Source organism: Mesorhizobium sp. M2E.F.Ca.ET.209.01.1.1, assembly GCF_004010375.2.
In the GTDB taxonomy this organism is placed as follows: domain Bacteria; phylum Pseudomonadota; class Alphaproteobacteria; order Rhizobiales; family Rhizobiaceae; genus Mesorhizobium.
The window spans coordinates 137,800-162,834 of the sequence record NZ_SADP02000012.1; the positions used below are offsets into that span (position 1 = coordinate 137,800).

Sequence of the window (25,035 nt, forward strand, 5' to 3'; positions counted from 1 at the left end):
GGATCAGGTCTTTGCGGCCGCGCCGAGCTCCGCCAGCCGCTTCAGCGCAGTCGGCGGCATGGGCGGCGGGTTCGGCGCCTGCGCGGCCTCGATGAGCATCTGATCGCAGGCGGCCTCGGTCTCGCCGATCAGCCGCCGCATGAATTCCTCCTTGTCGAGCCCTGGCGGGATCGGCGGCAGGAAGCGCGCCTTGATGGTGCCGGGATAGCGCAGGAACTTTCGGCGCGGCCAGTAGAGGCCGGCGACATGGGCGACCGGCACCACTGGGACGCCGAGCTGGGTGTAGATCTCGACGATGCCGTATTTGTAGGACGGCTCGGCGCCCGGCGGGCGGCGCGTGCCTTCAGGGTAGATGATGAGCTGGCGCGGATTGCGATTCATCTCTTGTCTGGTTGCGACGACGACGGCCTTCAGTGCTTTCGAACGACTGCCGCGGTCGACCGGGATCATGCGCATCTTCATGATGTACCAGCCGAAGAAGGGGATCCAGGTCAGCTCACGCTTCAGGATGTAGAGCGCGTCGTCGAGATAGGGGAAGAAGGCGATCGCGTCCCAGAACGACTGGTGCTTCGGCGCCAGGATGAAGGATCCTTCCGGCAGGTTCTCGACGCCTGAGATCTCGCTCTTCGTCGCGGCGATCTTCTCATAGAGCCACATCGAGGTGCGCGACCAGAATTTCGGCACGAACCAGGCGCGGTGGCGCGGCGAGAGGAAATAGAAAGGCGTCCAGAAGATCATCTGGATGATCAGGCTGAGATAGAAGACGAAGTTGAACGCCAGCGAGCGGATGATGAGCATGCAAGGGGCCCGAGAGGAAGTGTGCGTTGGTTACACCAAGCGGCGGCAAAAAGGAAACGGCGCGGTGGTCGAATCTGCTTCTACAACGACCGCGCCAGCCGCTCTTTGAGGCGCGGCGCCGCAAAATCGAGGAAGGCGCGCAGTTTCACCGGCAGCCGGCCCTGGCCGGCATGAACCAGGCTCACCGGCCAGGGCGGGGGCTCGAACGGCTCCAACACGACCCGCAGCGCGCCCGCGCGCACCGCAACATCCGCCTGGTAGGAGAGCACCTTTGTCAGGCCGAGCCCGGCAATCGCCGCATCGATCGCCGCCTCGGCGGTGTTGACCTGCAGGCGTGAGCGGACCGGGACCGTGGTTTCCGCCTTGCCCGCTCCGAAACTCCATGCCGCGGGAGCGGCAAGACCTTCGAAGGTGATGCAGCTGTGGCCCGCCAGCTCCGACGGTTCCTCCGGCGTGCCATGCATGGCGAGATAAGCGGGGCTTGCGCAGACGATGCGGCGGATCGAGCCGACGCGGATCGCAACCATGGCCGAATCCGGCAGATCGCCGATGCGCAAGGCCAAATCGATATGCTCCTCGACCAGTTGGGTGATCCGGTCCGACAAGGTCAGGCGGATGTCGACCTGCGGGTACAAGGCGAGAAAGTCGGTGATCACCGGCAGCACATGCAGGCGGCCGAATACGACCGGCGCCGTGATGACCAGTTCGCCGGTCGGGCTCGAATATTCGCCGGCAGCGGTGCGCTCGGCCTCGTTCACCTCGTCGAGAATGCGGCGGCAGGCGATGACATAGGACTGGCCGGCATCGGTCAGCGTCAGGCGCCGCGTCGAGCGGTTGAGCAGGCGCGTCCCCAAATGCTTCTCCAGCTCGGAGAGTTTTCTGCTGACGGTCGCCAGCGGCACGCCGGCGCGCCTGGCGGCGGCGGAAAGGCTGCCGGCCTCCACCGTGGCGACGAACAGGGACATGGCGTCAAGGCGATCCATCACTCTTCTGAAATCTGGAAGGATGGGTTGCAGATATGCCATCTACATCCAATTTTCGGAAGGGGCTATTTAACATGCTGTGCGAGGAGCGCCAACATGAATGATTTCACCAGCGACGTCGCCTTCACGCCGACCGTGAAGGCCATCCAGTCCCGCAAAGGCTCGCGCGAATCCTATGCGCGCGTCGAGCAGCGCGGCGGTTGGCGGGCGACTATCACGCCGGACCTTGCCGCCTTCGTCGAGGCGCAGACCAGCGTGTTTCTTGCGACGGCCAATGCCGAAGGCCAGCCCTACATACAGCATCGCGGCGGGCCGGCCGGCTTTCTCAAGGTTCTCGACGAGCACACGATCGGCTTTGCCGACTTCTCCGGAAACCGGCAGTTCATCACCCAGGGCAATCTGCAGGACAACGACCAGGCCTTCCTGTTCCTCATCGATTACATGCTGCGGCAGCGGATCAAGGTCTGGGGCAGGGCGCGGGTCGTCGAAAATGATCCGGAGCTGATAGCGAAGCTGATGCCGGCGGATTACAAGGCACGGCCCGAGCAGGCGATCCTGTTCACGGTCACAGCCTGGGATGCCAATTGCCCGCAGCACATACCGCAGCGTTTCGAGGCGGCGGATGTCGCGGCCGCACTTGCCGAGCGTGACCGGCGCATCGCCGGCCTGGAGCAGGAGATTGCCTGCTTGCGCGAGAGTGCGGCAGCTAAGCTCTAGTTCTTCACCACAGTCGATGCTTCCGCCAGCGTGACGCCCTCGGGCGCTGCGCGAAGCGGCAGGAAGCCGCGCGCCAGCGACAGCACATATTTGCTGTATTCGGTAAGCAGGACGCGCAGCGCTTCCGGCTTGGTCAGCCAGCCGCCATTGCCGAGATTGGTGTTGACCACCGGATAGGGCTCAAGGCGCGCGCCATGCAGGAGCCGGCCCATCTCGAGCAGGCTGCGCGGCATGTGATAATTGTTGGTGACGATGATGATGCTGCCATAGGCGTGGTTCTCCACCCATTTGGCGCTTTCCTCGGCGTTGCCGATGGTGTCGAGCGCGGCACGGTCGATATCGACGCAGCAGGAGAAGAGCCGCTTGTCCCCTCCCATCGCCGCCTGCAGCTGACGTTTGGTGGCCGACGGATGGACGCCGCTGATCAGCAGCCGTTCGCCCTTGCCGGACGCCAGCAGGTCCATGGCGGCGTCGAGCCGCGACTGCCCGCCGGTGAGCACGATGATGGCATCGGCCCTGGCTGGATCGGTCGGGGTCGTCATATGGCTGACCTTGTCGGCGAACCAGCCGAAGCCGCCCGCAAAAAGCACCAGCGCGGCGAGAGCGACGAAACCGCAGATGCGCAGGGCGAGCCGCAGACGACCAAGCCCGGCGGGGGCAGCGGCGCGGGCACGCACCGCCGGCATCCGTCCAGCCGTCTCGATCGAATCCCGCGCTTCCATCATCCCCAGGTTAATCCTGAAAGCTTCTAATGGTTAACTCCGAAATGCGGCCTTTGATAGGTAGGGCGGCGCACTTTGCGTTACGGCACCTGCCCAACCCGTGATCGTTGTCTTGTTCGTATTCAACGCCTTGCGCGGGCTTTCGGCTGGAGTTCATTGGTCAGCCCGCATCCGGCTGGCGAACGTCGATGTCGCTGAGATAGGCGACAACGGTCGCGTGCGAAGTCGCCGCGGTCAGCACGCCGATCACCAGCACCATCAGGCCGACGCCGAAATAGCCGGCGGAGCCGATGGCGAAATTGCCGAACAAAGCGGTCGCCTGGTCGGCCTCGGGCGTCGCCATGTTGCGCGACGACCACCAGGAGAAGATGATGAAGACGACGATCGCGAGCGCACCGCCGGCGGCCGCGCCCTTCATACCGGTGACCAGGAAATGCCAGCGGAATTCGCGCGCGATGAAGCGTGCCTCGGCGCCGACGAAATGCAGCACCTCGATGATATGGCCGTTGCCGGCCATGGCGCCGCGCGTGGCGAACACCACCGTCAGTACCGTTGCCGAGAGCATAAGCGCCAGGACGGCGATGCCGATCGTCACCGTGGTGTGCGCCATGGCGACGAGGCGGTCGACCCAGGTGCGGTGGTCGTCGAGTGCCGCGGTCGGGATCTTGGGCGTGATGGCCGCGCGCATGGCGGCAAAGTCAGGCGGGCTGGCCTCGTCGATGGTGACGATGATGAGGCGCGGCACCGGCAATTCGTCGATATTGAGGCCGCTGCCCAGCCATGGCTCCAGAAGACGCGCCGTTGCGTCGCGGTCGATGATCTTGGTGCCCTTCACGCCGGGGAACTCGCTGGCGATCTGCGAGGCCTGCGCAAGCGCCGCCTCCATGTCGAGGCCGTCGGCCGGCTTGATCTGGATCGTCGCCTCGCGCGAGATCTGATTCTCCCAGACCGAGGCGGTGTCGCGCACCAGCGTCACCGCGCCGAAGGTGAGGCAGGACAGGAAGGTCATGATGGCGATGACCAGCACCAGCGCCCGCCCGGCGATGTTCTGCGCCGGCACGATCGGCGCCGTCTTGCGCTGGACGCGCCGGACCGTCACCGGCGCCTCGGCTTCATCCTGCAGGTGATCGGCCGGGAAGTCAGTCATAGACGTCCAACCTTCCACCGGCCAAAATCATGCGGCGCGCATCGACCTGCTCCATGAGGCCGAGGTCGTGGGTGGCGATGACGACGGCGGTGCCCAGTCGGTTGAGCTCGATAAAGAGTCTCAGCAGCCGGCGCGCCAGCGGCGGGTCGACATTGCCGGTCGGCTCGTCGGCCAACAGGATCTCCGGCTGCTCGATCAGCGCCCGCGCGATCGCAGCGCGCTGCTTCTCGCCGCCCGACAGCACCGGCGGCAGCACATGCATGCGGTCGCCGAGGCCGACCCATTTCAGAAGCTCGGTGACGTCGGTGCGGTAGCTCGCCTCCTCGCGCCCGCGCACGCGCAGCGGCAGCGCGACATTCTCGTAGGTCGTCATGTGGTCGAGCAGGCGGAAATCCTGGAACACCACGCCGATGCGTCGGCGCAGCAGCGGCAGTTCGCTGCGCGAAATGCGCGAGCGGTCCTTGCCGAAAATGGTGATCAGGCCGCGTGTCGGCTTCAGCGACATGAACAAAAGGCGCAGCAACGTCGTCTTGCCGGCGCCCGAGGGGCCGCTCAGGAACTGAAAGGAGCGCTCCGGAATGTGCAGGGAGATGTCGCGGAGGATTTCCGGACCCATGCCATAGCGGAGGCCGACATTTTCGAAGCGGATCACGTTCGGCGACCTGAAACTCTCGGCGGCGACGCGCCACAATCTACATTAACAGACCATCGGCCGGCATGGTTAACCGGCGGTTAATTTTTCAACGATCGGTACTCGTCAAGGCCATTCCGGTGGGGAAGCGTTAACCAATTCCGTTTACGCAAAAGAAACGAAGACTGCACTGGTGCCGTAATGGCTGAGAATAGAACCGCGCGCCCCGTTTCCGGCGAAATCATGACCGGGCCGGCAACAAATGCCGCGCCGGAGCGCGTCGTGTCCAATGCGGCCGACATCGTCGATGCCGACTATGTGGTGCTGCCGCGTTTTGCCGCGCATCCGGAGCGGTCGCCACCCCAGCCGCAGATCCCGCCGACGCCGTCGATCGAGGGCATGGGCATGCTGCGCAAGCCGGATGCCACGCCGTCGCGGCCTTCACGCGGCGGCCCGCTGTTCTGGATCGCCGGCGTCGGCATAGCGCTGATCTCCTTCTGGGTGTCGGGCGGTCACGCGCTGGTCGGGCAAGGCCCGTTCCGAGTGGCCGCGGCGCCGGCGAGCGCGCTGACCATCTCCGGCGTGACGTCGCGCATCGATGCGTCAGGCCTGAAGCCGGTGCTGTTCGTCGACGGCGAGGCGGCCAATGACGGGGCGAGAGCGGAAACGCTGCCGCCGCTCGAAATCCGCGTCACCGACAACGACAGCAATATCATCCGCTACAGGCTGGGGACATCCAATCGCGTACTGGCGCCCGGCGAAAGATTCGGCTTTTCCAGCCGCCTCGATGTCCCTAAAGACGGGGTAAGAACAGTCTCGGTAATCTTCGCCGGCTAGGTGTATCGATATTCAGGTGAGGCCGGCCTGCAAACGACGGCTTTCTGCGCTTCCGGTGCTCACGTACTGAATGTACGCTCCGCTCCGGTTCTCGAAAGCCATCATTTTCGGCTCGGCCTGACCTGAATCTCGACACACCTAGCGCTTGGCATCCCAGGTGGTTTTGAAGGACAAAAGAATGCCAGTTGTGCGCGGCAAGGACATCGAGGTCCTGTTTTCGGCGTCGGCGATCGCACGCCGCAATCTCGAGCTCGCCAAGGAAATCGCCGGGCGCGACTATCACGACCTCTTGGTGATCTCGATCCTCAAAGGCTCGTTCGTCTTCGCCGCCGATCTCATCCGCGCCATGCATGATGTCGGGCTGTCGCCGGAAGTCGAGTTCATCTTCATCTCGAGCTACGGCGCAGGCACCACGAGCGGCGAGGTAAGGGTGCTGCGCGACATCGACAACGAGGTTGCCGGCCGCGACGTGCTTCTGATCGACGACATACTGGAATCCGGCAAGACGCTTTCCTATACCCGCGACCTGATGCTTTCGCGCGGCGCCAAGAGCTGCGCCATCGCGGTGCTGCTCGACAAGCGCATGCGCCGCCAGACCGCGCTCAATGCCGACTATGTCGGCTTCGACTGCCCGGACTATTTCGTCGTCGGCTATGGCATGGACGTCGCCCATGCGTTCCGCGAGCTGCCGTTTGTCGGGGTGGTGAAGGGCGACGCCTGAGGGGGCGACGAAGTCATCCCGAAAAGCCGCCGATCGTTAGAATTTTCAGAAAACGTCAACGTTTCGGCGGCATCTATCTCGGCATGGCAAAGCTTCTGATCGTCGAGGACGATGAGTCCGTCCGCACCCTCGCCGCCCGCGCGCTCGAGCGCGACGGCCATCATGTCACCATCGCCACCGACGGCGCGCAGGGGCTGGATACGATCCGGCAGGCCCACGGGGGCTACGATCTGGTGGTGTCCGATATCCGCATGCCGGAGATGGACGGCATCGAGATGGCGACTGCCGCCGCAAGAGAGTTCCCGACGATGAAGATCATGCTGATGACCGGCTATGCCGACCAGCGCGAGCGCGCCGAGGAACTGAACGGCATCATCCTCGATGTCGTGCAGAAGCCGTTCACGCTGGCCGAGATCCGCGCCCGCGTCGGCAAGGCATTAAGCTGCTTCGCTTGAGACCGCACCGGTCGCCGGCGCGGCGCTTCGCCGCCGTTCACCGTTGAGCGCAAGCAGGCCGGCGCCGATGATCAGCACAGCGCCGAGCACGGTCGTCTCGCGCGGCACTTCGGCGAAGAACAGGAAACCCCACAGCGGCGACCACAGGATGCCGGTATATTCGAAGGTGGCGACGCGGTTGGCCGGCGCCATCCGGTAGGCCTGCGACAACAGGATCATGCCGGCGGAAGCGACGAAGCCGCAGGCGGCCATCTTCAGGAAATCCGGCATCGTCGGCCATACCCATGGCCGCACCAGGAATTCGAGGCTCGGATGCGTCGCATGGGTGATGCCGGCAAGATGGAAGATGGTCGCAACCGCGACGGCGCCGCTGAGATAGGCGCCGTTCTGGTAGAAGGCCATCACCGTCGATGATTCCGTGTCGCCGATGCGGCGCGCCATCAGCTGCGAAAAGCCATACAGGGAGGCCGAGCCGAGCGACAGCAGCGCCGCCCAATCGAACACGCCGGCGCCCGGACGCACCATCACAAGCACGCCGACAAGGCCGATCAGCACCGTCGCCAGCGTTTTCCAGGAGACGCGCTCGCCGAGATACGGGCCGGCCATCGCCATGATGAACAGCGGCGCCATGAAATAGAGCGCCACCGCGTCGGCTAGCGGCAAGGCGGCGATCGCCAGATAGTAGACCGTGTAGGAGGAGAACTGGATGAAGGCACGCAGCGTCAGCAGGCCGAAGCGCTTCGACAGCACCGCCTTCAGGCCGACATCGGCCTGGACGATGACGATCAGGATCGGCAGCGCGACGATGGCGCGGATCGCCATCACCTCGGTCACCGGATAGCCGCCCGACACCGCCTTCACCAGCGGATCCTGCAGCGAAAAGACCAGCACGCCCAGGCAGAGGCTCAGAATGCCTAGCACCATCCGGTTCTGCATCAGTCTCGGCCCCCCGCGAGCCGCAATCTACCAGCAAAAAGAACCCGCTACCGTTTTCAGGCAGCGGGTACGAGTGAGGACTCTTCGATTGGTCCGCGGCCGATTTCGCGACCGCATATCCAATGGGTATGGTGACTATCCTGCGCCGTTTGACATGTTGCAAACGAATTGGAATGATGCCAGCAATCAGATTTTCTTATGGCGAATTCGATGAAACCAGTCCTCGACAGCGACCTCCTGCGCACCTTCGTGGCGGTGGCCGAAACCGGTAATTTCACCCGCGCGGCGGAGAAGGCCGGGCGCACGCAATCGGCCGTCTCCATGCAGATGAAGAAGCTGGAGGACATGGTCGGCGACAACCTGTTCGAGCGCGGCTCGCGCGGCGTGGCACTGACGCGCCGCGGCGGCGAGCTAATCGCCAACGCGCGCCGGATCGTCTCGCTGCTCGACGAGACCGCGGCCTCGCTTGTGGCGCCGCCGCTTGGAGGGCTGGTGCGCATCGGCATCCCGGCCGAATACGGTCGCTCGATCCTGTCGAGGGCGCTGGGCGAGTTCGCCAAGCGCCATCCGCGCGTCGAGGTCACGGTGCGCTACGCGCATTCGGATTCGCAGGTGAGGGCGCTGGCGGCCGGCGAGCTCGATCTCGCGGTGGTGTTCGAATGGGAGGGCTCTTCCGGCGGCGAGGTGCTGATGCACGACCCGACGGTTTGGGTGACCTCGACGCTGCACCACATGCATGAGGAACGGCCGGTGCCGATCGCGCTTTACAGCCGCAACGGCTGGTGCCGCGACTTCGCCATCAAGTCGCTGCAGCAGCGCAGCCTCGATTACCGCGTCGCCTACACCAGCGACACCAATGGCGGCCTGACGCTCGCGGTGACTTCCGGTCTGGCGATCGCGCCGATCTCGCGCAGCAACATCCCGCCCGATTGCCGCGAGCTGACGGCCGCCGACGGGTTCGGCGACATCGATTCCTCCAACGTCGTCCTGCATCGCAATCCGCTCGCGACCGGCGAAGCGATCGACGGCATGGAAAACGCCATCCGCGAGGCCTTCATGCTGACCCGGCAGGTCGCGCCTGCGGCATAAATACCGGCGCATAGCGATCCTTCGCGCCAGAATCCCAAAAGTGAGCAAGGGCCGTCACATCCAGTCTAAGAGCTGTGAGGCAGAAGCTACTTCAGCTCCAGCAGCCGTTCGAGATAGCTGCGCTCGATGTCGGGGCTCAGCGCGTTGCCGAGCCGCTTGCGGATCGCGTCGAGGATCTGGCGGGCGCGCTGAACGTCGATCTCGTCGGGAACCTTGACCGAGGTGCCGTCATCAGGGCCATTGGTGGCGCGCGGCCGACCGAGGGGATCGCGGTCGGCACCCTGCTGGCGCCCACCCTGCTCGCTGCCCCCCTGGTCGCCCTGCATGGCCTGCATCTGCTTCATCATGTCCTTGGCGCCGCGGCGCAGCGCTTCCAGCGCGCGGCCCTGGTGGCCGACTGCCTGGTCGCCATCGCCCTGGCCGAGCGAATGCTCGGCGTCGCCCATCGACTTGCCGGCCTCACCAAAACCCTCGTTGGGCTCCATGCCCATGCCTTCCAGGCCCTTCTTCAACTGGTCTAGCTCGCTCTGCAGCTGGCCCTGTCCTTCCTGCAGCTGCTTCAGCGCATCGGCGAGGTCTTTCGGCGACATTTTCGGCCGCCCCAGCGGATCGCGGTCCTCGCCGGGGCCGGGCCGCTGCTCGTCCTGGCCCTGTTGCGGCTCGCCATCCTCGCCCATCTGTTGATCGCCGTCCTGGCCGCGCTGCCCGCGCTGCATCTGGTCGAGGCGGAAGGTGTCGTTCATCATCTCCTGCTGGCGTCGCATGATGTCGCCGAGCTTGTCCATCTGCTGGCGCAGCTCGCTGTCCTGCTCGGCGCCCTGCTGCTGGCGGCCGGCCTGCAGGTTGTTCATCATGTCCTGCAGCTCGGAGAGAAGCTGCTGGGCCTTGTCGCGATCGCCGGATTTGGCCAGGTTCTCGATCTGGTCCATCATGCGGTCGATGTCGCTCTGGCGCAGCTCGCGGCCGTTCTGCTGCATCTGCGGCGCATTTGGATTCTGCTGCGCGCGCTGGGCGAATTCCTGCAGGAACTGGTTCATCGCCTCGCGCAGTTCCTTCATCGCCTTCTCGATCTCCTGATCGCTGGCGCCGTTCTTGATGGCGTCCTGCAGCGCCTGCTGCGCCTGGCGCAGCCGCCGCTCGGCGGCCGACAGATTGCCCTCCTCGATGCCGAGCGCGATCTCCCAAAGATAGGCTACGACGTTGCGCAGCTGGTCGTCGCTCTCGGAGAGCTTCAGCCGGCTCCTGGCGCTCATGATGGCGAGATAATTCGACATGTTGTCGAACGTGTCCTCGGGCCGCAGCGTGATCGCGTCCATCAGATCCAGAACGCGGGGCTTGGCGTTGGTGTCGAGCGCCAGCAGCCGGCGCTGCTCGATCACCGCGCGGGCCAACGGGTTGGCGAAGGGCCGTTCGGGCATCACAAGCGTCTTGGTTTCGCTGGTCGCGGTGTGGCCGGCATCGTCGGTGACGCTCAGCGTCAACTTGATGCCGCTGCCGGCCCAGACATGCTCGGTCAGGTCCTTGGTCGTCTTGGCCGCGTTCGTCTTGCCGCCGCGGCGCGGCAGGGTCAGCGGCAGGTCCGGCGGGCCGTAGAGCGGATGCGCATGGGCGGCCGGCGGGTCCGACAGCTCGAAAACGGCCTTGGCGGAGGCGGCGCCGTAATCGTCATCGATCTCGTAGTTCAGCTCGATGGCGCCGTTGACGGCGCGCTTCGGCTCGCCGACGAAGCGGATCGCCGGCGGCTTGTCGGGAATGACGGCAAAGGCCCAGTGGCCGAGATCGCTTTCGGCGGATCTAAGCGTCAGCGTGCCGTTCGAATCCAGTTTGCCGGAGAACTGGCGCACTTTGGGCGCGGCCTGGCTGGCGGGCGCGGGGCCTTTGGGCGCCGCGGGCTCGATGGCGCGCGCATTGCCGCCTTGATCGGCGTAGCTCAGCGTCTCCTCGCCGGAACCGCCGGTGACGCGCAGCGAAACGTCGCTGCCTTGCGGCACCGAGAAGGTCTGGACCGCCTGGTTGGCATCGGCGGTCAGGAACAGCGGCGCCTTGCCGGTATAGGCGGGCGGCGTCACCCAGGCGTCGATGCGCGGCGGCACGGTATCGTGCGCGGCGCGGGCAACGAAGCCGTCGCTGACCCTGCCGCCGAAAGGTCCGAAGGAGAAGGCCAAAGCGGTGACGAACAGCAGCCCCGCCACGGCGCGCAGGCCCCAGCGGTCGTAGTCCGGCACGCGGCTGCGCGGCCGGTCGGCGCCGAGGCTCGACAGCCGCTCGGCCATCCGCTTCTGGTGCTCGCGCCACAACGCCTGCGAGAAGATGCTCTCGGCGCCGCTCGGCCGGTCGGTCTGCACCTGCACCGGGCTGTGCAGCAATCGGTTCGCCGCCTCGATGCGCCTGTCGACCTCGGCGGCCGATGGCACACGGAAGAAACGCAGCGGATAGAGCGCCGCGACCCCGGACAGGGCGAACAGGATCAAGAGGCCGATGCGCGCCACGTCGGGCAGACGCGGGAACAGGCCGAACCACGAAAAGCTGAGAAACAGGCTGATGATGATCAACAGCGGCAGCACGAGCGGCCAGCCGCGCTCGAAGACCATCGAGGCCCGCGTCGCCAACCGGCTGAGCGCCAGGCGCAAGGCCAGGCCGCGTTCGCCGCTGGAAATGGGTCGTTCCGTCATCGGCCCTTCCTGCCCGGGCACAACAGCCCGGACGTCATCGCGAGAAGGATACCAGCAAACACGGCAAAGGCGAGGCGGGTTCCAAAAACGTGAAGCGGTTTGGCCGGGTTATGATCAGAAATTGGCGGGATTCGTGTTGGAACCGCAGACCAGAATCGCCACGCGCTCGCCCTCCGAGGGCACATAGCGCCCGGAAAGCATGGCGGCGAAGGCCGCGGCGCCGCCCGGCTCGGCGATGATTCGCACGCGGTCCCACAGCGCCTTCTGCGCAGCTATGATGTCGTCGTCGCTGACCAGGATAGAGCGCTCGACGAAGGCTTCGGCGATCGGGAACATCATCGCGCCGACGCGCTTCGGCGCCAGCGAATCGGCGGCGATGCCTTCGGCGGGCGCATCGACCGGCTCTCCGGCCTCCAAGGCGCGGTAAAGCGTTGGCGCGCCCTCGGGCTCGATGGCGACGATGCGGATGCGGCCAGCGAACCAGGCGGCGATGCCGCCGATCAGGCCGCCGCCGCCGACGGCAACCAGCAGCGTGTCGATTTCGGGCAGATCGGCCTCGATCTCCAGGCCCAGCGTGCCCTGGCCGAGCAACGTTTCTTCTTGGTTGAAGGCGTGGATCTGCAGGGCGCCGGTCCTGGCCGCGAAGTCCTCGCTGGCGGCTAGCGCCTCGGCATAGCGGGCGCCGCCGACGACCAGATCCGCGCCATAGCCGCGAATGCGCGCGAGTTTGGCCGGCGGGCTGACCTCCGGCACGAAAATCGACGCCTTGTGGCCGAGCTTCATGGCGGCATATGCGACCGCCGCGCCGTGGTTGCCGCCCGACGCCGCGACGACGCCAGCTTCCGGCACCGGCCGCGTCAGCAGGTTGGTGAAGGCGCCGCGCGCCTTGAAGGAGCCTGAATGCTGCAGGCATTCGAGCTTCAGATCAACCGGAAAGGCGGGGAGGCCGAAATCCGCCATGTCGACGCGCATGACCGGCGTGTGGCGGACATAGGGGCGGATGCGCGGCTCCACGGCGGCGATGCGCTCGCGCGTGATCGTCTTGTTTTCCAGCATAGGCTTGCTCCTTGAGGCGTCGCCGTTCTGCTATTTCAGCCAGTCGGGGACCGAATCCAGCCCGATCAGGTCGTCATAGGTCTGGCGCGGCCGCACGACATGGAAGCGGTCGCCGTCGACCAGCACTTCCGGCACCAGAAGCCTGGTGTTGTAGGTGCCGGCCTGGACCGCACCATAGGCGCCGGCGGTGGAAACGGCGATCAGGTCGCCGGCCTTCAGCCTCGGCAGGTCGCGGTCGAGGCCGATGAAATCGCCGGTTTCGCAGACCGGGCCGACGACGTCGACCTTGATGCGCGGCGTCGAGGCGGGCGGCTGTACCACCGGCCTGATGTCGTGGAAGGCGTCATAGAGCGTCGGCCGGATCAGGTCGTTCATGGCGGCGTCGACGACGAGGAAGTTCTTGGCGTCGCCTTCCTTCACATAGATAACCTCGGACACCAGGATGCCGGCATTGCCGACGATCAGGCGGCCTGGCTCGAACATCACCTTGAGGCCAAGCCTAGTGACATGCTTCCTGACGATCTCGGCATAGGCGTCGGGCAAAGGCGGCGGGCTGTTGTCGACACGGTAGGGAATGCCGAGGCCGCCGCCGAGATCGACATGCTCGATCGAATGCCCGTCGGCGCGCAGCACGCCGACCAGCTCGACAAGCAGCGCGAAGGCGTCGTCGAAGGGTTGCAATTCGGTGATCTGGCTGCCGATATGGGTGTCGATGCCGGTCACCTTGATGCCGGGCAATTCGGCCGCGCGGGTGTAGACCTGTCGCGCGCGCTGCCACGGGATGCCGAACTTGTTCTCGGCCTTGCCGGTCGAGATCTTCTTGTGCGTCTTCGCGTCGACATCCGGATTGATGCGCAGCGAGACCGGCGCCACCTTGCCGAGCGCCACGGCGCGCGCCGACAGAAGTTCAAGTTCAGGCTCGGATTCTACGTTGAAGCAAAGGATGCCGGCGTTGAGCGCGAAGTCGATCTCGCGCGCGGTCTTGCCGACGCCGGAAAACAGGATCTTGCTGGCCGGAATGCCGGCGGCCAAGGCGCGGCGCAATTCGCCTTCCGAGACGACGTCGGCGCCCGCGCCTTGTCTTGCCAGCGTCCTCAGCACGGCCTGGTTGGAGTTCGCCTTCATGGCGTAGCAGACCAGCGCGTCGAGGCCGGCGAAGGCCTCTCTGAAGACGCGGAAATGCCGGGTCAGCGTCGCCGTCGAATAGCAGTAGAAGGGCGTGCCGACCTCGGCCGCTATTTCGGGGATGGCGACATCCTCGGCATGGAGCACGCCGTCGCGGTAATCGAAATGGTTCACTGGTATTGGTTCCGGAAAAGATCAGAGCAATGGATCGAGGATGAACTTCCTGTCCTTGACCGGTTTTTCCGGCTCGGGCGGCACCGGCTGCTTGGCGCGTTCTGCATCCTTGCGCGCCTGCTCCGCCGCCTCATAAGGCGTGTCGAGCCCGGTCTTCCTGCCGCAGGCCGTGACGGTGACAACCGCCGCCAGCAGTGCCAGCGTCACCAAAATCCTGCTACGGGTCATCGATCCATCCGTTCGAAGCTGTTTCCTGTGCCGCCGCTTTTAGCCGAGTTTTCGGCGCTTTGCATCCGGGCAATTTTTTGATGCATGTCGTTGTCCCGGAACCGCCGCACATGTCCGGGCGACAGGCATCAAGCCTTGGAAAGCCGCTTTTTCCAGTAGCGGATCTGCTTCCGCACTTCCGACGGCGCCGTGCCGCCGAAGCTGGTGCGGCTCTTCACCGAATTCTGCACGGCAAGCACCGAGAAGATATCGTCGGTGATGCCGGGATGGATGGAGCGCAGGTCCTCCAGCGATAGCTTCTCCAGCGAGACCTTCTTCTCCTCGGCCAGCGCCACGGCGCGGCCGGTGACATGATGCGCCTCGCGGAAAGGCAGGCCCAGATTGCGCACCAGCCAGTCGGCAAGGTCGGTCGCGGTGGCGTGACCGGCGCCGGCGGCCTTCTTCATGGCGGCGGCGTTGACGGTCATGTCGCGCACCATGCCGACGGTCGCCGCCAGCATCAGGTCGAGCGTCTCGGCGGCGTCGAAGACCGCTTCCTTGTCTTCCTGCATGTCCTTGCCGTAGGTCAGCGGCATGCCCTTCATCACGGTCAGCAGCCCGACGAGATGGCCGTTGACGCGGCCGGTCTTGCCGCGCACCAGTTCGGCGGCGTCCGGGTTCTTCTTCTGCGGCATGATCGAGGAGCCGGTGGAGAAGGAATCCGACAGGCGGATGAAGCCGAATTGCGGCGTCGACCAGATGATGATCTCCTCGGCGAGCCTGGACAAATGCGTCGCGCAGATCGCGGCGAGGCTCAGGAATTCGAGCGCGAAGTCGCGGTCCGAGACGCTGTCCAGCGAATTGCGCGTTGGTTCGCGGAAACCGAGCGCCTTGGCCGTCATGTGGCGGTCGATGGAAAAGCTGGTGCCGGCCAGCGCCGCCGCTCCCAGCGGGCTTTCGTCCATGCGCTCGATGGCGTCGTGGACGCGCGACAGGTCGCGGCCGAACATCTCGACATAGGCCATGCAATGGTGGCCGAAGGTCACCGGCTGCGCGGCCTGCATATGGGTGAAGCCGGGCATGACGGTCGCCGCATGCTCCTCGGCGCGTTCCAGGAACGCGGCGATCAAGTCCTTCAATGCCCCGGCGACGCGCTGGCATTCCTGCTTGACCCAGAGCCTCAGATCGACCGCCACCTGGTCGTTGCGCGAGCGTGCGGTGTGCAGGCGTCCGGCCGCAGGGCCGATCAGGTCGGCAAGGCGGGCCTCGACATTCATGTGGATGTCTTCGAGCCTGGTCGAGAATTCGAACGTGCCGGCCTCGATCTCTTTCAGAATCGTGTTCAGCCCGTGAGCGATTTTTTCTTGATCGGCCGCCGAAATAATGCCCGTTTCAGCCAACATCTCGCTATGGGCGATCGATCCGCTTATGTCCTGCGCATAGAGCTTGCGGTCGAAGCCGATCGACGCGTTGATCGCTTCCATGATCGCGGCCGGACCCGAGGCAAAACGTCCGCCCCACATCTGGTTGCTGGCCTTCTTGTCGCTCATCGCTATAACCCGTGCTCCGGAGCAGTTTTGAAAATGGCAGACGGCAGTAGATTCTTCCCGGCCCCGCGCCTCATCCTCGCCGCCTTGGTGGCGGGCGTGCTGGCCGGCGCGGTCGCGGTATATGTCAGCGAGAGCGGTTCTGGCAACAATGCTCCGGAGAAGGTCGCCGCGGCCGCCGGCAAGGACGATACCGCCTGCGCGACCAAGGCCGCACGGGCCAAGCAGGTCGCCGCGAAAGCCATCGGCCAGGTCGCGGCGCTGCAGCCGGCCGATCCGCCGCAATCGCTGAAAGCGCTTGCCTTCAACGGGCCAGACGGCAAACCGATGACGATCGCCGACCATGCCGGCAAGACGGTGCTCCTCAATCTGTGGGCGACATGGTGCGCGCCGTGCCGGGCCGAGATGCCGGCGCTCGACGCGCTGCAGAAGGAGAAGGGCAGCAACGCCTTCGAGGTCGTCGCGGTCAATGTCGACACCGGCGACGATGCGAAGCCGAAGAAGTTCCTCAAGGAGATCGGCGTCGAGACGCTCGGCTTCTACCGGGATCCGACGATTGCGCTGTTCAACGAAGCCAAGACGCGCGGCCTGGCGCTCGGGCTTCCGGTCACCATGCTGATCGACGCGGACGGCTGCCTGATCGCCCATATGAACGGCCCGGCCGAATGGTCGAGCCCGGACGCCAAGCGGCTGGTGGAAGCGGCGCTCGCACCGTGATCGTGTAGTCTTTTTGTATTGACGCAATTCCGGACGGAAAACCGCTACGCACTTTTCCTGGAATTGCTTAGACTGAACGCGCGGCTGCGGCCGGCTGCAGCATCAGGATGCTGCCGCCGCGGACAGTTTCGACCTTGGCCGTTGCCTCATCGTCTTGCTGGACGCCGTCATCGGCCAGCGAAACGCCGGTGAGCTCGCCGAACGCCTCGATCGGGCCGGGTCTGCCAAGAAAATATCCCTGGCCGATGTCGCAATCCTCGGCGTCGAGGAAGCGCAGCTCGTCCAGCGTCTCGACGCCTTCGGCCAGAACCGGCAGGCCGAGGCCGCGCCCCAGGCCGAGCACGGCGCGCACGATGGTCGCGACCTGATCGTTCCTGTCGACCGACTTGATGAAGGACCCGTCGATCTTGATCTTATCGAAGGGGAAGGCGCGCAGGTTGGACAGCGACGAATAGCCGGTGCCGAAATCGTCCATCGCCACGCGCACGCCGAGCGCCTTGATCTGGCGCAAGGTGGCCAGCGCCCGCGGCATGTCCTTTACCAGCGCCGTCTCGGTGATCTCGAGCTCAAGCCTGCCCGCCGCCAGGCCGGTGCGCAGCAGCACCTCGTGCACCTTGCGGCTGAAATCGGGATTGTGGAGCTGCACCGCCGAGACGTTGACGGCGACCGTTAGCGGGTTCTTCCACGTCGCGGCTTCCTTGCAGGCGGTCGCCAGCACCCACTCGCCGATCTGGGCGATCGAACCGCTGTCCTCGGCCACCGGGATGAACACCGAAGGCGGAACCTCGCCGCGTTCGGGATGCTGCCAGCGCAGCAAGGCTTCGAAGCCGATCATCCTGCCGCTGCTGATTTCCTTCTGCGGCTGGTAGACGAGCCGGAATTCGCCGCGCGCCACGGCTTGGCGCAGGTCCTGTTCCAGGATGCGCCGGTCGCGCGCCTCGGCACCCATCGAGGCTTCGAAATAGCGGAACGTATCCTTGCCTTCGGCCTTGGCGCGATAGAGCGCGGTGTCGGCATGGCTGACCAGAGCCGCCTGTTCGTCGGCGTCGAGCGGGTAGAGCGCGATGCCGATGCTGGCCGATACCATACCCCCGGGCGACAGCCGGTTTTCCTGGCGCAGCGCCGAAAGCACCGCTTCGGCAATGCGGCCGGCCGCCTGCGGGTCAGGAAGGTTGGGGGCGATGATGGCGAATTCGTCGCCGCCGAGCCGGGCCAGCATCTGGCCATGGCGCAGCACGCCGGAGGCGCAATGCGCCACCTTCTGCAGCACGGTGTCGCCGGCGGCGTGACCGAAGAGGTCGTTCACTTCCTTGAACCTGTCGAGGTCGAGCAGCATGAGCGCCAACTGGCCACCCTTGCCCCCGCCTTTGCCACCAGGAGCGGCCGAGGCGATCTCGGCTTCCAGGCGACTGGTGAAGGAGCGCCGGTTGGCAAGCCCGGTGAGCGGGTCGTAATGGGCAAGCCGCATGATCTCCTGCTCGGCCTTCCTGCGCTCGCGGATATCGCGGACGGCCACGACCAGGTGCGGCTTGCCGCAATAATCGATGCTTCTGGCGATCAGCTCCACCGGGATCGGGCTGTCGCCCTGGCCGCGGAGGTCGGCTTCCTGCGCCTGTCCGTTGCCGGGGGCGACGGCGGTGGCAATCCGTTGGCCAAACAGGTCGCTCAGCGTCATCGTGTTCAACGTGGCGGAGGCGATGCCGCTCAGCGCCGCGATACTGTCATTGGCGCTGACGATGCGGTTGCCGTCGCAGACGATGAGGCCCTCGACGGCGGCGTTGGCGAGGCCATGCATGCGCTCGGCCTCGATCTTGTGCCGGCGGAAGCGCAGATCGATCCACAGCGCAGTGGCGGCCAGCACAAGGATGACCAGGCTTGCCGTAGCGGCGGCGAAGGCCTGCGACATCGGCGCGATCGTGAATTTCGAGATCTCGATCGAGGAGTCCGGATAGATCGAGACGGCGGCCATGGCGATGAAATGCAGCGTGCAGATCGCCAGCGTCAGCAGGACAGCGCCGGCGACCGTCGCCAGGGTCGACGGCCGGCGAAGCACGACAAGCATCGAGAGCGCTGCAAGAATTATACCCGAGGCCAATGAGGCGGCGACGAAAAGCTGGTTCCAGACGATCCGGCCTTCGACCTCGAAGGCTGCCATGCCGGTATAGTGCATCGCGGCGATGCCGATGCCGAGCACGGCGCCGCCGACGAGATAGTGGTCGACGCCGCTGCGTACGGTCGCGATCCACATCCCGGCGGCCGTCAGAAGAACGGAAACCGCCAGCGAAGCGACCGAAAGCTCCGCGTTGTAGGCGTTGGGTATTCCTGGCGTGAAGGCGATCATGGCGATGAAATGCGTCGCCCAGATGCCAAATCCGGTCGAAGCGGCGGCAATCAGCAGCCACGCGTAACGGTTCCGGCTGGTCGATTGCACGACATGGCGCAGAAGGTTGACGGCGGAGAAACAGGAAATTCCGCAAATGAGCGCGGCCAGCGCAACCAGTCTCAGATCGTGCTCGTTCACGATACAATTATAGACGGTCAACATCTCGTCTCACCTGATCTACCCGCATCAATCAAGGCAACGGGATTGATTAGGGCCGGACGCCTGAAGAAACGATTATGTCGCCTGCAACCTCCGCGTGCTTTCCAGGTTGTGCTTCCTGAGGAGGTTATGCGCCGGAACGGATTCCAGGATTGAGTTGAGCCGTATCGATCCTGAGGGCCATCACTTCACCCGGACCGTCACCACCAGCGTCTCATGGTCGGCGCTCGGGCTGCCATCCGGCAACACGGCCGGCAGCGTCGCTGGCGCGCTTGCCACAAGGCCGCGGGTGAAAAACCAGTCGATGTGGCCGGCAGGCGTCAGGTCGCCGGCCATGCGCCGCTGGGTGGGCTTGTCGAACGCATTGGCTGTCTTCCAGTCGTAGCCACGCTCGGCAAAAACCGAGAACAAAGGCTCGTGACGCTCCGGATACATCAGCCGGTCCGGCTCGGCGGCAATGCGTGCCCGCCAGGCGACCGGGTCGTCATTCCGTTCCGGATATGTGGCGGTCAGCGTGTTGAAGTCGCCGCCGATCAGGACAGGCGCTTCCGCATCATATTTGTCGATGGCGTCGAGCAGATGGCGGGTCTGGTCGGCGCGGCCTGCCGGCGTGGTGCGGTTCTCGAGATGCACCGAAACGACGGTGACACGGCGCTCGCCGGTCATCACCTGGCCTCCGAGCGCCATGCGGCCGCCGACACGCGGCTGGCCGTGCTCAGGCAGGAACCAGGCGCCGGCGGCGTCGAAGCGAAGGAGAAAAGGCCGTAGCAGCGGAACGGCGCTTGTGATAGCATTGCCATGGAAGCCCTCCACATTCTCAGCGCCGCCATTTGCCGCCTGCTCCGACTCGTTGCCGGTGCCGAGTTCGAGGAACTCGAGGCCATAGGCGTAAGAATGGCCTAGGCGACCGGCAAGCCGGCTCAAAAGATGGCCGTTGCCGGAGCGCGCCATGCCCTTGTCGACCTCGGACAGCAGCACGACATGGGGCGCCTGGCCGGCGATCGTTGCGGCGATGGCATCGACGTGACGCAGCCGCTCGACGTTCCAGGCCATCACGGTCAGGCTCTCGCCGGCGCTCTCAAGCGAGGCCTTGCCGCCGATCTCGATCTCGCCGAGAGCGGGAATGGCGGCGGCGTGGCGCAGATGGGTGGCGCTGTCGCGCGGCCCGTCCCGCATGGCGTTGCGGACGGCGACGGGCACGTGCGTAAGCTGCGGAACCAGCATGTCTCTTCTCATCCAGTTAGCCGGTTAATCAAAGAGGTCTTTTCACTGCCTGGCGGCACGCTAGCTTCCTGGATCAGGATGACGTTTCGTTGAATCGTACCCTGATCCAATTCTTTGTTGGAGCATGATCTTGTCCGAAAACCGGTTCCCACTTTTCGGGATCATGCTCTAGAGCGCCGATGTGACGTTTTCATGCCGGCGCGGCCGCTGCCAGGAGAGGAGAGACTGGCTGTCCACAGGGGCCGCCTGCCGATCCAAGGCCCACAACAGAACTGTCACATACCTTCTCTATGAGAGCGGGCAAGGACTTGCGCAAAACCCTTGTCACACTGCCACTCAAGAGGGAAAACCATGACGATCATCAAGCGGGGCCTCGCTGCCCTTGCCGCCGGCGCGCTCAGCACCGCGCTTGCGGTTCCTGCTTTTGCAGAGCCGGTCAAATTCGATTTCTGGTTCGGCCTGTCGGGCGACCTCGCCCGCGTCGTCGACACGCTGTGCAAGAACTTCAACGCCTCCCAGAAGGACTACGAGGTCGTCTGCACCAGCCAGGGCAATTACGACGCCACGCTGCAGAACACGATCGCCGCCTTCCGCGCCGGCAAGCAGCCCACCGTCGTCCAGGTCTATGACGTCGGCACCGCCACCATGATGCTGTCGGGCGCCTACAAGCCCGCCGACAAGCTGATGGAAGAGAACGGCTACAAGATCGACTACAGCGATTATTTCCCCGGCATCGCCCGCTATTACGCGACGTCGAAGGGCGAGATGCTGTCCTTCCCGTTCAACTCGTCGACGGCGCTGATGTACTGGAACAAGGACGCCTTCGCCAAGATCGGCAAGACCGAGGCGCCGAAGACCTGGGAAGATGTCGGCGCCGATCTCAAGGCGCTGAAGGACGCCGGTTATGATTGCCCGATGGCGATCAACATTTCGGCCAATGAAAGCTGGCAGCTGATGGAGCAGTTCTCGGCTATCCACAACCAGCCGATCGCCACCAAGAACAACGGCTATGATGGTCTCGACGCCCGTCTGGAAGTCAACAAGACCAAGTTCGTCCAGTACGTCACCGATCTAAAGAAGTGGTATGACGCGGGTCTCATCAAGATCAAGTCGAAGGATCTCGGCCAGGACATGGTGCAGGCCTTCGCCACCGGCACCTGCCAGGTCATCCTGACCTCGGTCGGCGACCACGGCACGGTGGGCCGCACCCAGAAGGAAGGCATGAACTGGGATGTCGCCGAACTGCCGGTCTATGCCGGCACCGAGCGCAAGAACTCCCTGGTCGGCGGCGCCTCGCTGTGGGTGCTGTCCGGCAAGTCGGACGCCGAATACAAGGGCGCGGCCGCTTTCCTCAACTTCATCCACGATCCCAAGACCGCTTTGTTCTGGTCGACCAACACCGGCTATATCCCGGTGGCGAAGTCGGGCTTCGATTTCATGAAGTCCAACGGCTTCTACGACAAGGCGCCCTACAAGGGCCGTGAGGTGGCCATCGCCAGCCTGACCGCTTCGGAGCCGACCGAGATCACCCGCGGTGTCCGCCTCGGCAACTTCACCCAGATCCGCGCCGAGTTCGGCACGCAGATGCAGGCGATCTTCGCCAACAAGGTCAGCGTGCAGGAAGGCCTCGACGCGCTGGTGAAGAATGGCGACGCGATCCTCGAGCGTTTCCAGCAGACCTATCCGAGTAAGACCCTGCCCTGATCCGGATAGGGGAACGGCCGCCCGCGAGGATTCGACGGGCGGCTATTTCCTATCTAGTTTGCGCCAAGAAAGCGCGCTGGCGGTTTAACGACATCGGCGGATCAATGGAAAAGCGCGTCACTTTCGGCAGATGGACGATCGGTATCCTGTTCGCGGTGCCGCAGCTCCTTCTGATCTTCACCTTCTTCTACTGGCCTGCCGGCCAGGCGGTCTACTGGTCGCTGACGCTGCAGCAGCCCTGGGGCGGCGGCAACATCTGGGTCGGCCTCGACAATTTCCGCTCGATCCTGTCCAACGCCGACTACTGGAACTCCATCACCGCCAGCATGATCTTCGCCGGCATCAGCACGGGCCTGGCGATGGTCATCGCGCTGGTCCTCGCCGCCCTGACCGACCGGCAGCTTGCCGGCTCCCGGCTCTATCGGGTCGTGCTGATCTGGCCCTACGGCATCGCCGCGCCCGCGCTGGCGATGGCCTTCCGCTTCATCCTGGCGCCGGAGGCCGGCTTCATGGCCGTCGTCAACAAGTTCTTGCCGGGCTTTTGGGACCCGGGCCTCGACGGCGCCGACGCGATGGCGTCCGTCATCATCGCCTTCTCGTGGAAATATGTCGGCTACAACTTCATCTTCTTCCTCGCCGCCTTCCAGGCGATCCCGCGTTCGCTGATCGAGGCGGCGGCGATGGACGGGTCCGGCGTCATCAGGCGCTTCCGGGACATCCAGTTCCCGCTGATCACGCCGACGATCTTCTTCCTGCTGGTCATCAACATCACCGAAAGTTTCCAGGACTCCTTCGGCATCGTTGACATCATGACCGCTGGCGGCCCGGCAAACGCCACCAATCTGATGGTCTACAAGATCTATTCCGACGGCTTCAAAGGCCTGGATTACTCCGGCGCCGCCGCGCAGAGCATCATCCTGATGCTCTTGATCATCGCGCTGACAATCGTTCAGTTCCGCTTCATCGAGCGGCGCGTGCATTATCGTTGAGGCGGGCCATGGTCGAGCGCACCCCGTTCCTCAACTTCTTCACGCATCTGATCCTGTTTGCCGGCTTCATTTTCTGCGTGGCGCCGTTCGTCATCGTGGCGATCGCCGCCTCGCACAATCTGAAGGACGTCAACGATGTGCCGATGTCGCTGCTGCCGGGCAGCGATTTCTGGGTCAACATCAAGACTGCGTGGACGACGGCGGATCTCGGCCCGAAGCTCTTCAACTCCTTCATCATGGCGTTCGGTGTCGCCGCCGGCAAAGTTATCATCTCGGCGCTCACCGCCTTCTCGATCGTCTATTTCCGCTATCCCGGCCGCATGCTGATCTTCTGGCTGATCTTCATCACGCTGATGCTGCCGCTCGAAGTGCGCATCGTGCCGACCTATGCGGTGGTCGCCAACGTGCTCGATCCCTATCAGACGATCATGGATCTAACCGGTCTCTCCTGGCTGATCGAGAAGATATCCGGGGTTCAGGTCCAGCTCAGCCTGGGACTGCTCAATTCCTACAGCGGTCTGATCCTGCCGCTGGTCGCCACCGCTACCGGCACCTTCCTCTACCGGCAGTTCTTCCTGACCGTGCCGGACGAATTGACCGAGGCCGCGCGCATGGACGGCGCCGGCGCCTTAAGCTTCTTCTTCGACATCCTTCTTCCGCTGTCGCGCAACAACATGGCGGCGCTGGGCACCATCATGTTCCTGTGGGCCTGGAACCAGTATCTGTGGCCGTTGCTCATCACCACCGACCAGTCGCATGCCATGGCGGTGACCGAGCTGAAGCAGCTCATCCCCAATGTCGGCGGCGCCCCCGAGTGGCATATCGCCATGGCCGGCACGCTTATCGTCATGCTGCCGCCGCTGATCGTCGTGGTGCTGATGCAGCGCTGGTTCGTGCGCGGCCTGATCGCCACCGAAAAATAAGGAGACAAAAAATGGCCTCCATCACCATTCGCGGCGTCAAGAAGAACTACGCCAAGACGCAGGTCGTGCACGGCGTCGACCTCAACTTCGCCTCGGGCGAATTCGTCGTCATCCTCGGACCGTCCGGCTGCGGCAAGTCCACATTGCTCAGGATGATCGCGGGGCTGGAAGAGATCTCCGACGGCACGATCGCGATCGACGGCACGGTGGTCAACAAGCTCGAGCCGCGCGAGCGCGGCTGCGCCATGGTGTTCCAGAACTACGCGCTCTACCCGCATATGAGCGTGGCGCAGAACATCGGCTATTCGCTGAAAGTGGCCGGCGTTCCGGCGGCAGAGAGGACGCAGCGCATCCAGGCGGTGGCGCGCGTCCTGGAACTGGAGCACCTGCTCGACCGCAAGCCGATGGCGCTCTCCGGCGGCCAGCGCCAGCGCGTCGCCATGGGCCGCGCCATGATCCGGGAGCCCAAGGTGTTCCTCTTCGACGAGCCGCTTTCCAATCTCGACGCCAAGCTGCGCGTGCAGATGCGCTCGGAAATCCGCAAGCTGCACCGGCGGCTCAACGCGACGTCGGTCTTCGTCACGCATGACCAGGTCGAGGCAATGACGCTGGCCGACCGGCTGGTGGTGATGAATGGCGGCCGCGTCGAGCAGGTCGGCACCCCGGCGGAGGTCTACAGCCGGCCGGCAAGCCGCTTCGTCGCCACCTTCGTCGGCGCGCCGGCGATGAACATGCTCGAAGGCGAAGTGACGCTCGACGGCATTTCGCTGCTCGGCGGCAGCCGAAAGCTCAACGTGTCGCGCACCGGCCTTGCCGTGGGCTCGAAAGTCGCGGTCGGCATCCGGCCGGAGGCAGTGCGCATGGCGGCACCGGGCACGCCGGGCGCGCTCGCGGCGACCGTCGACCTCATCGAGGAACTGGGCGCCGGCCGCGTCATCTATGTCGATCTCGATGGCGCGCCGTTCTCCGTCGTGACGTCGGAGGCCGTCCATCCCGAACCGGGCAGCACGATTGGCCTGCAGTTCGCAGAGTCGGACCTGCACTTCTTCTCCTCCGAGACCGGCGGCAGGCTCGACGTGTTCAAGGCCTCGGTGCCGGAGCCGGCGCTCCAAGGGTGAT

23 protein-coding genes are annotated in these 25,035 nt (G+C 64.8%); 10 read left to right on the plus strand and 13 right to left on the minus strand.

All coding sequences use genetic code 11. The annotated features are described in order from the left end of the window. Positions 1 to 3: 3 nt before the first annotated feature. Positions 4 to 798 (minus strand): 1-acyl-sn-glycerol-3-phosphate acyltransferase, encoded by a 795-nt coding sequence (locus tag EN852_RS21965; protein ID WP_127876988.1) that lies wholly within the window; start codon positions 796 to 798, stop codon positions 4 to 6. Positions 799 to 878: 80 nt separating this feature from the next. Further along, positions 879 to 1,781 (minus strand): LysR family transcriptional regulator, encoded by a 903-nt coding sequence (locus tag EN852_RS21970; RefSeq protein ID WP_127876990.1) that lies wholly within the window; start codon positions 1,779 to 1,781, stop codon positions 879 to 881. Between the two features lie 96 nt (positions 1,782 to 1,877). On the opposite strand from EN852_RS21970, the gene EN852_RS21975 reads away from it, so the two are divergent. Beyond that, a complete protein-coding gene (locus tag EN852_RS21975; protein ID WP_127876992.1) occupies positions 1,878 to 2,498 on the plus strand; it encodes a pyridoxamine 5'-phosphate oxidase family protein in 621 nt (206 codons plus the stop codon). Here EN852_RS21975 and EN852_RS21980 read toward each other — a convergent pair. The 3 genes from EN852_RS21980 to ftsE form a co-directional block, all read right to left on the minus strand. Beyond that, positions 2,495 to 3,223 carry a YdcF family protein gene (locus EN852_RS21980; protein ID WP_127876994.1) on the minus strand — a complete coding sequence of 243 codons (729 nt, stop codon included), beginning with the start codon at positions 3,221 to 3,223 and terminating at the stop codon, positions 2,495 to 2,497. The two genes, EN852_RS21975 and EN852_RS21980, sit on opposite strands and share 4 nt — an antisense overlap. A gap of 157 nt (positions 3,224 to 3,380) precedes the next feature. Next, positions 3,381 to 4,367 carry an ABC transporter permease gene (locus EN852_RS21985; RefSeq protein WP_127876996.1) on the minus strand — a complete coding sequence of 329 codons (987 nt, stop codon included), beginning with the start codon at positions 4,365 to 4,367 and terminating at the stop codon, positions 3,381 to 3,383. Continuing rightward, on the minus strand, positions 4,360 to 5,019 hold the full coding sequence (ftsE, locus tag EN852_RS21990) for a cell division ATP-binding protein FtsE (protein ID WP_040998894.1): 660 nt from the start codon (positions 5,017 to 5,019) through the stop codon (positions 4,360 to 4,362). Before ftsE ends, EN852_RS21985 begins: the two co-directional genes overlap by 8 nt. Before the next feature lie 180 nt (positions 5,020 to 5,199). On the opposite strand from ftsE, the gene EN852_RS21995 reads away from it, so the two are divergent. The 3 genes from EN852_RS21995 (at position 5,200) to EN852_RS22005 (ending at position 7,011) form a co-directional block, all read left to right on the plus strand. Next, positions 5,200 to 5,835: a hypothetical protein gene (locus EN852_RS21995; protein ID WP_127876998.1), complete on the plus strand. Its 636-nt coding sequence runs from the start codon at positions 5,200 to 5,202 to the stop codon at positions 5,833 to 5,835. 178 nt (positions 5,836 to 6,013) lie between these two features. After that, positions 6,014 to 6,556, plus strand: a complete 543-nt coding sequence (gene hpt, locus EN852_RS22000; RefSeq protein ID WP_095816886.1) for a hypoxanthine phosphoribosyltransferase — start codon at positions 6,014 to 6,016, stop codon at positions 6,554 to 6,556. A gap of 83 nt (positions 6,557 to 6,639) precedes the next feature. After that, positions 6,640 to 7,011 (plus strand): response regulator, encoded by a 372-nt coding sequence (locus EN852_RS22005; RefSeq protein WP_127865768.1) that lies wholly within the window; start codon positions 6,640 to 6,642, stop codon positions 7,009 to 7,011. Here the strand turns inward: EN852_RS22005 and EN852_RS22010 are convergent. Beyond that, positions 6,994 to 7,947, minus strand: a complete 954-nt coding sequence (locus EN852_RS22010; protein ID WP_127877000.1) for a DMT family transporter — start codon at positions 7,945 to 7,947, stop codon at positions 6,994 to 6,996. The two genes, EN852_RS22005 and EN852_RS22010, sit on opposite strands and share 18 nt — an antisense overlap. Positions 7,948 to 8,157: 210 nt before the next feature. Between EN852_RS22010 and EN852_RS22015 the strand changes: the two genes are divergently transcribed. Beyond that, positions 8,158 to 9,036 carry a LysR substrate-binding domain-containing protein gene (locus tag EN852_RS22015; RefSeq protein ID WP_127865770.1) on the plus strand — a complete coding sequence of 293 codons (879 nt, stop codon included), beginning with the start codon at positions 8,158 to 8,160 and terminating at the stop codon, positions 9,034 to 9,036. 86 nt (positions 9,037 to 9,122) lie between these two features. Here the strand turns inward: EN852_RS22015 and EN852_RS22020 are convergent, their stop codons facing one another. The 5 genes from EN852_RS22020 to argH form a co-directional block, all read right to left on the minus strand. Next, positions 9,123 to 11,708 (minus strand): TIGR02302 family protein, encoded by a 2,586-nt coding sequence (locus EN852_RS22020; RefSeq protein ID WP_127865771.1) that lies wholly within the window; start codon positions 11,706 to 11,708, stop codon positions 9,123 to 9,125. 114 nt (positions 11,709 to 11,822) lie between these two features. Next, positions 11,823 to 12,764 (minus strand): threonine/serine dehydratase, encoded by a 942-nt coding sequence (locus tag EN852_RS22025; protein WP_127877002.1) that lies wholly within the window; start codon positions 12,762 to 12,764, stop codon positions 11,823 to 11,825. A gap of 30 nt (positions 12,765 to 12,794) precedes the next feature. Next, positions 12,795 to 14,063: a diaminopimelate decarboxylase gene (gene lysA / locus EN852_RS22030; RefSeq protein ID WP_127865773.1), complete on the minus strand. Its 1,269-nt coding sequence runs from the start codon at positions 14,061 to 14,063 to the stop codon at positions 12,795 to 12,797. 21 nt (positions 14,064 to 14,084) lie between these two features. Further along, a complete protein-coding gene (locus EN852_RS22035) occupies positions 14,085 to 14,291 on the minus strand; it encodes a lipoprotein (RefSeq protein WP_095767477.1) in 207 nt (68 codons plus the stop codon). 128 nt (positions 14,292 to 14,419) lie between these two features. Then, on the minus strand, positions 14,420 to 15,820 hold the full coding sequence (argH, locus tag EN852_RS22040) for an argininosuccinate lyase (protein WP_127865774.1): 1,401 nt from the start codon (positions 15,818 to 15,820) through the stop codon (positions 14,420 to 14,422). Positions 15,821 to 15,853: 33 nt separating this feature from the next. Here argH and EN852_RS22045 point away from each other — a divergent pair, with 33 nt between their 5' ends. Continuing rightward, positions 15,854 to 16,534, plus strand: a complete 681-nt coding sequence (locus EN852_RS22045; protein WP_127865775.1) for a TlpA disulfide reductase family protein — start codon at positions 15,854 to 15,856, stop codon at positions 16,532 to 16,534. Between the two features lie 67 nt (positions 16,535 to 16,601). On the opposite strand, the gene EN852_RS22050 is transcribed toward EN852_RS22045, so the two are convergent. Together EN852_RS22050 and EN852_RS22055 are read right to left on the minus strand one after the other, a co-directional pair. Further along, on the minus strand, positions 16,602 to 19,079 hold the full coding sequence (locus EN852_RS22050; RefSeq protein WP_127877004.1) for an EAL domain-containing protein: 2,478 nt from the start codon (positions 19,077 to 19,079) through the stop codon (positions 16,602 to 16,604). 180 nt (positions 19,080 to 19,259) lie between these two features. Beyond that, entirely contained in the window at positions 19,260 to 20,300 is a 1,041-nt protein-coding gene (locus EN852_RS22055) for an endonuclease/exonuclease/phosphatase family protein (RefSeq protein WP_127877006.1), read from the minus strand. Positions 20,301 to 20,651: 351 nt separating this feature from the next. Here EN852_RS22055 and EN852_RS22060 point away from each other — a divergent pair, with 351 nt between their 5' ends. The 4 genes from EN852_RS22060 to ugpC all read left to right on the plus strand — a co-directional run bounded on the left by EN852_RS22060 (position 20,652) and on the right by ugpC (position 25,034). Further along, positions 20,652 to 22,004: an extracellular solute-binding protein gene (locus EN852_RS22060; protein ID WP_127877008.1), complete on the plus strand. Its 1,353-nt coding sequence runs from the start codon at positions 20,652 to 20,654 to the stop codon at positions 22,002 to 22,004. A 104-nt stretch (positions 22,005 to 22,108) separates the two neighbouring features. After that, entirely contained in the window at positions 22,109 to 22,993 is an 885-nt protein-coding gene (locus EN852_RS22065; protein WP_127877010.1) for a sugar ABC transporter permease, read from the plus strand. Between the two features lie 8 nt (positions 22,994 to 23,001). Then, positions 23,002 to 23,916, plus strand: coding sequence for an ABC transporter permease subunit (locus EN852_RS22070; RefSeq protein ID WP_127877012.1), 915 nt, complete (start codon positions 23,002 to 23,004; stop codon positions 23,914 to 23,916). 11 nt (positions 23,917 to 23,927) lie between these two features. After that, a complete protein-coding gene (gene ugpC / locus EN852_RS22075) occupies positions 23,928 to 25,034 on the plus strand; it encodes a sn-glycerol-3-phosphate ABC transporter ATP-binding protein UgpC (protein WP_127877014.1) in 1,107 nt (368 codons plus the stop codon). Position 25,035: the final 1 nt, after the last annotated feature.